The sequence below is a fragment of the Streptococcus taoyuanensis genome (assembly GCF_029589235.1).
GTDB classification, from domain to species: Bacteria; Bacillota; Bacilli; order Lactobacillales; family Streptococcaceae; genus Streptococcus; species Streptococcus taoyuanensis.
In genome coordinates this window covers 1-5,058 of the sequence record NZ_JARQVW010000024.1, presented here as the reverse complement: position 1 = coordinate 5,058, position 5,058 = coordinate 1, and the positions used below count along the sequence as shown (strand labels likewise).

Sequence of the window (5,058 nt, the reverse complement as noted above, 5' to 3'; positions counted from 1 at the left end):
AGGTCATGATATACTAATATAGTTGTCGCGCGAGAGCGACAAAGACCTTTGAAAACTGAACAAGACGAACCAATGTGCAGGGCGCTATAACTAAGGTTATAGTAACTGAACAATAAAAAAACAATAAATCTGTCAGTGACAGAATGAGTTTAAGACAAACAATTATTTTAATGAGAGTTTGATCCTGGCTCAGGATGAACGCTGGCGGCGTGCCTAATACATGCAAGTAGAACGCTGAAGCTTGGTGCTTGCACCGAGCGGATGAGTTGCGAACGGGTGAGTAACGCGTAGGTAACCTGCCTCTTAGCGGGGGATAACTATTGGAAACGATAGCTAATACCGCATAAAAGTCGACATTGCATGATGTTGACTTGAAAGGTGCAATTGCATCACTAAGAGATGGACCTGCGTTGTATTAGCTAGTTGGTGAGGTAACGGCTCACCAAGGCGACGATACATAGCCGACCTGAGAGGGTGATCGGCCACACTGGGACTGAGACACGGCCCAGACTCCTACGGGAGGCAGCAGTAGGGAATCTTCGGCAATGGGGGCAACCCTGACCGAGCAACGCCGCGTGAGTGAAGAAGGTTTTCGGATCGTAAAGCTCTGTTGTAAGAGAAGAACGAGTGTGAGAGTGGAAAGTTCACACTGTGACGGTAACTTACCAGAAAGGGACGGCTAACTACGTGCCAGCAGCCGCGGTAATACGTAGGTCCCGAGCGTTATCCGGATTTATTGGGCGTAAAGCGAGCGCAGGCGGTTAGATAAGTCTGAAGTTAAAGGCTGTGGCTTAACCATAGTACGCTTTGGAAACTGTTTAACTTGAGTGCAGAAGGGGAGAGTGGAATTCCATGTGTAGCGGTGAAATGCGTAGATATATGGAGGAACACCGGTGGCGAAAGCGGCTCTCTGGTCTGTAACTGACGCTGAGGCTCGAAAGCGTGGGGAGCAAACAGGATTAGATACCCTGGTAGTCCACGCCGTAAACGATGAGTGCTAGGTGTTGGGTCCTTTCCGGGACTCAGTGCCGCAGCTAACGCATTAAGCACTCCGCCTGGGGAGTACGACCGCAAGGTTGAAACTCAAAGGAATTGACGGGGGCCCGCACAAGCGGTGGAGCATGTGGTTTAATTCGAAGCAACGCGAAGAACCTTACCAGGTCTTGACATCCCTCTGACCGCTCTAGAGATAGAGTTTTCCTTCGGGACAGAGGTGACAGGTGGTGCATGGTTGTCGTCAGCTCGTGTCGTGAGATGTTGGGTTAAGTCCCGCAACGAGCGCAACCCCTATTGTTAGTTGCCATCATTGAGTTGGGCACTCTAGCGAGACTGCCGGTAATAAACCGGAGGAAGGTGGGGATGACGTCAAATCATCATGCCCCTTATGACCTGGGCTACACACGTGCTACAATGGCTGGTACAACGAGTCGCGAGTCGGTGACGGCAAGCTAATCTCTTAAAGCCAGTCTCAGTTCGGATTGTAGGCTGCAACTCGCCTACATGAAGTCGGAATCGCTAGTAATCGCGGATCAGCACGCCGCGGTGAATACGTTCCCGGGCCTTGTACACACCGCCCGTCACACCACGAGAGTTTGTAACACCCGAAGTCGGTGAGGTAACCGTAAGGAGCCAGCCGCCTAAGGTGGGATAGATGATTGGGGTGAAGTCGTAACAAGGTAGCCGTATCGGAAGGTGCGGCTGGATCACCTCCTTTCTAAGGAAATGGAAACCTGTACGTTGGTCTTGTTTAGTTTTGAGAGGTCTTGTGGGGCCTTAGCTCAGCTGGGAGAGCGCCTGCTTTGCACGCAGGAGGTCAGCGGTTCGATCCCGCTAGGCTCCATTAACACTGTAAGGGTGTTAAGATTGAACATTGAAAATTGAATATCTATATCAAATAGTAACAAGAAAATAAACCGAAACGCTGTAAATATTTAAAGAGTTTAGGTCGTAAGACCAAAAATAAGGTTAAGTTAATAAGGGCGCACGGTGGATGCCTTGGCACTAGAAGCCGAAGAAGGACGTGACAAACGACGAAATGCTTTGGGGAGCTGTAAGTAAGCGACGATCCAGAGATGTCCGAATGGGGGAACCCACTAGCTAATGGCTAGTACTCCTATCTGTTAAGGATAGGTAGAGGAAGACGCAGTGAACTGAAACATCTAAGTAGCTGCAGGAAGAGAAAGCAAAAGCGATTGCCTGAGTAGCGGCGAGCGAAACGGCAGGAGGGCAAACCGAAGAGTTTACTCTTCGGGGTTGTAGGACTGCAATGTGGACTTAAAGATTATAGAAGAATGACATGGGAAGGTCAGCCAAAGAGAGTAAGAGCCTCGTATTCGAAATAGTCTTTATACCTAGCAGTATCCTGAGTACGGCGGGACACGAGAAATCCCGTCGGAATCTGGGAGGACCATCTCCCAACCCTAAATACTCTCTAGTGACCGATAGTGAACCAGTACCGTGAGGGAAAGGTGAAAAGCACCCCGGGAGGGGAGTGAAATAGAACCTGAAACCGTGTGCCTACAACAAGTTCGAGCCCGTTAATGGGTGAGAGCGTGCCTTTTGTAGAATGAACCGGCGAGTTACGATATGATGCGAGGTTAAGTTGAAGAGACGGAGCCGTAGGGAAACCGAGTCTGAATAGGGCGCATTAGTATTATGTCGTAGACCCGAAACCATGTGACCTACCCATGAGCAGGTTGAAGGTGAGGTAAAACTCACTGGAGGACCGAACCAGGGCACGTTGAAAAGTGCTTGGATGACTTGTGGGTAGCGGAGAAATTCCAAACGAACTTGGAGATAGCTGGTTCTCTCCGAAATAGCTTTAGGGCTAGCGTCGACATTAAGATTCTTGGAGGTAGAGCACTGTTTGGGTGAGGGGTCCATCCCGGATTACCAATCTCAGATAAACTCCGAATGCCAATGAATTATGGTCGGCAGTCAGACTGCGAGTGCTAAGATCCGTAGTCGAAAGGGAAACAGCCCAGACCACCAGCTAAGGTCCCAAAATAATTGTTAAGTGGAAAAGGATGTGGGGTTGCACAGACAACTAGGATGTTAGCTTAGAAGCAGCTATTCATTCAAAGAGTGCGTAATAGCTCACTAGTCGAGTGACCCTGCGCCGAAAATGTACCGGGGCTAAAACAATTTACCGAAGCTGTGGATACCTTTATAGGTATGGTAGGAGAGCGTTCTATGTGTGGAGAAGGTGTACCGTGAGGAGCGCTGGAACGCATAGAAGTGAGAATGCCGGTATGAGTAGCGAAAGACAGGTGAGAATCCTGTCCACCGTAAGACTAAGGTTTCCAGGGGAAGGCTCGTCCGCCCTGGGTTAGTCGGGACCTAAGGAGAGACCGAAAGGTGTATCCGATGGACAACAGGTTGATATTCCTGTACTAGAGTATGTAGTGAAGGAGGGACGCAGTAGGCTAACTAAAGCGTGCGACTGGAAGTGCACGTCTAAGCAGTGAGGTGTGAATTGAGTTAAATGCTTAATTCTATAACATTGAGCTGTGATGGGGAGCGAAGTTTAGTAGCGAAGTTAGTGACGTCACACTGCCAAGAAAAGCTTCTAGCGTTAATCATACTCTACCCGTACCGCAAACCGACACAGGTAGTCGAGGCGAGTAGCCTCAGGTGAGCGAGAGAACTCTCGTTAAGGAACTCGGCAAAATGACCCCGTAACTTCGGGAGAAGGGGTGCTGGCTTTCAGTCAGCCGCAGTGAATAGGCCCAAGCAACTGTTTATCAAAAACACAGCTCTCTGCTAAATCGTAAGATGATGTATAGGGGGTGACGCCTGCCCGGTGCTGGAAGGTTAAGAGGAGTGCTTAGCGTAAGCGAAGGTATGAATTGAAGCCCCAGTAAACGGCGGCCGTAACTATAACGGTCCTAAGGTAGCGAAATTCCTTGTCGGGTAAGTTCCGACCCGCACGAAAGGCGTAATGATTTGGGCACTGTCTCAACGAGAGACTCGGTGAAATTTTAGTACCTGTGAAGATGCAGGTTACCCGCGACAGGACGGAAAGACCCCATGGAGCTTTACTGCAGTTTGATATTGAGTGTCTGTGCCACATGTACAGGATAGGTAGGAGCCATTGAGATCGGGACGCCAGTTTCGATGGAGGCGTTGTTGGGATACTACCCTTGTGTTATGGCCACTCTAACCCGGTAGGTTAATCATCTACGGAGACAGTGTCTGACGGGCAGTTTGACTGGGGCGGTCGCCTCCTAAAAGGTAACGGAGGCGCCCAAAGGTTCCCTCAGAATGGTTGGAAATCATTCGCAGAGTGTAAAGGTATAAGGGAGCTTGACTGCGAGAGCTACAACTCGAGCAGGGACGAAAGTCGGGCTTAGTGATCCGGTGGTTCCGTATGGAAGGGCCATCGCTCAACGGATAAAAGCTACCCTGGGGATAACAGGCTTATCTCCCCCAAGAGTTCACATCGACGGGGAGGTTTGGCACCTCGATGTCGGCTCGTCGCATCCTGGGGCTGTAGTCGGTCCCAAGGGTTGGGCTGTTCGCCCATTAAAGCGGCACGCGAGCTGGGTTCAGAACGTCGTGAGACAGTTCGGTCCCTATCCGTCGCGGGCGTAGGAAATTTGAGAGGATCTGCTCCTAGTACGAGAGGACCAGAGTGGACTTACCGCTGGTGTACCAGTTGTCTCGCCAGAGGCATCGCTGGGTAGCTATGTAGGGAAGGGATAAACGCTGAAAGCATCTAAGTGTGAAACCCACCTCAAGATGAGATTTCCCATGATTTTATATCAGTAAGAGCCCTGAGAGAAGATCAGGTAGATAGGTTAGGAGTGGAAGTTGTGTGAGCAATGGAGCGGACTAATACTAATAGCTCGAGGACTTATCCAAAGAGTCAGAAGATATTGACAACGTGAGTTTAACTTGTTAGAATATAGATGTTCAATTTTGAATGTTTAATCATTCAGAGTTAAGTGACGATAGCCTAGGAGATACACCTGTACCCATGCCGAACACAGCAGTTAAGCCCTAGAACGCCGGAAGTAGTTGGGGGTTGCCCCCTGTGAGATAAGGTAGTCGCTTAGC

General features: G+C 49.8%; 1 tRNA gene and 3 rRNA genes. All 4 read left to right on the top strand.

Going from position 1 to position 5,058, the window contains the following annotated elements:
• The first annotated feature begins 166 nt into the window (after positions 1–166).
• The 4 genes from P5Y91_RS10350 (at position 167) to rrf (ending at position 5,058) form a co-directional block, all read left to right on the top strand.
• A 16S ribosomal RNA gene (locus P5Y91_RS10350) occupies positions 167–1,714 on the top strand.
• Between the two features lie 53 nt (positions 1,715–1,767).
• Positions 1,768–1,840, top strand: a tRNA-Ala gene (locus tag P5Y91_RS10345).
• Positions 1,841–1,963: 123 nt separating this feature from the next.
• Positions 1,964–4,863, top strand: a 23S ribosomal RNA gene (locus P5Y91_RS10340).
• A 79-nt stretch (positions 4,864–4,942) separates the two neighbouring features.
• Positions 4,943–5,058: ribosomal RNA gene (gene rrf / locus P5Y91_RS10335) — 5S ribosomal RNA — on the top strand.
• Together the 16S, 23S and 5S rRNA genes with 1 tRNA gene alongside form the textbook arrangement of a ribosomal RNA operon.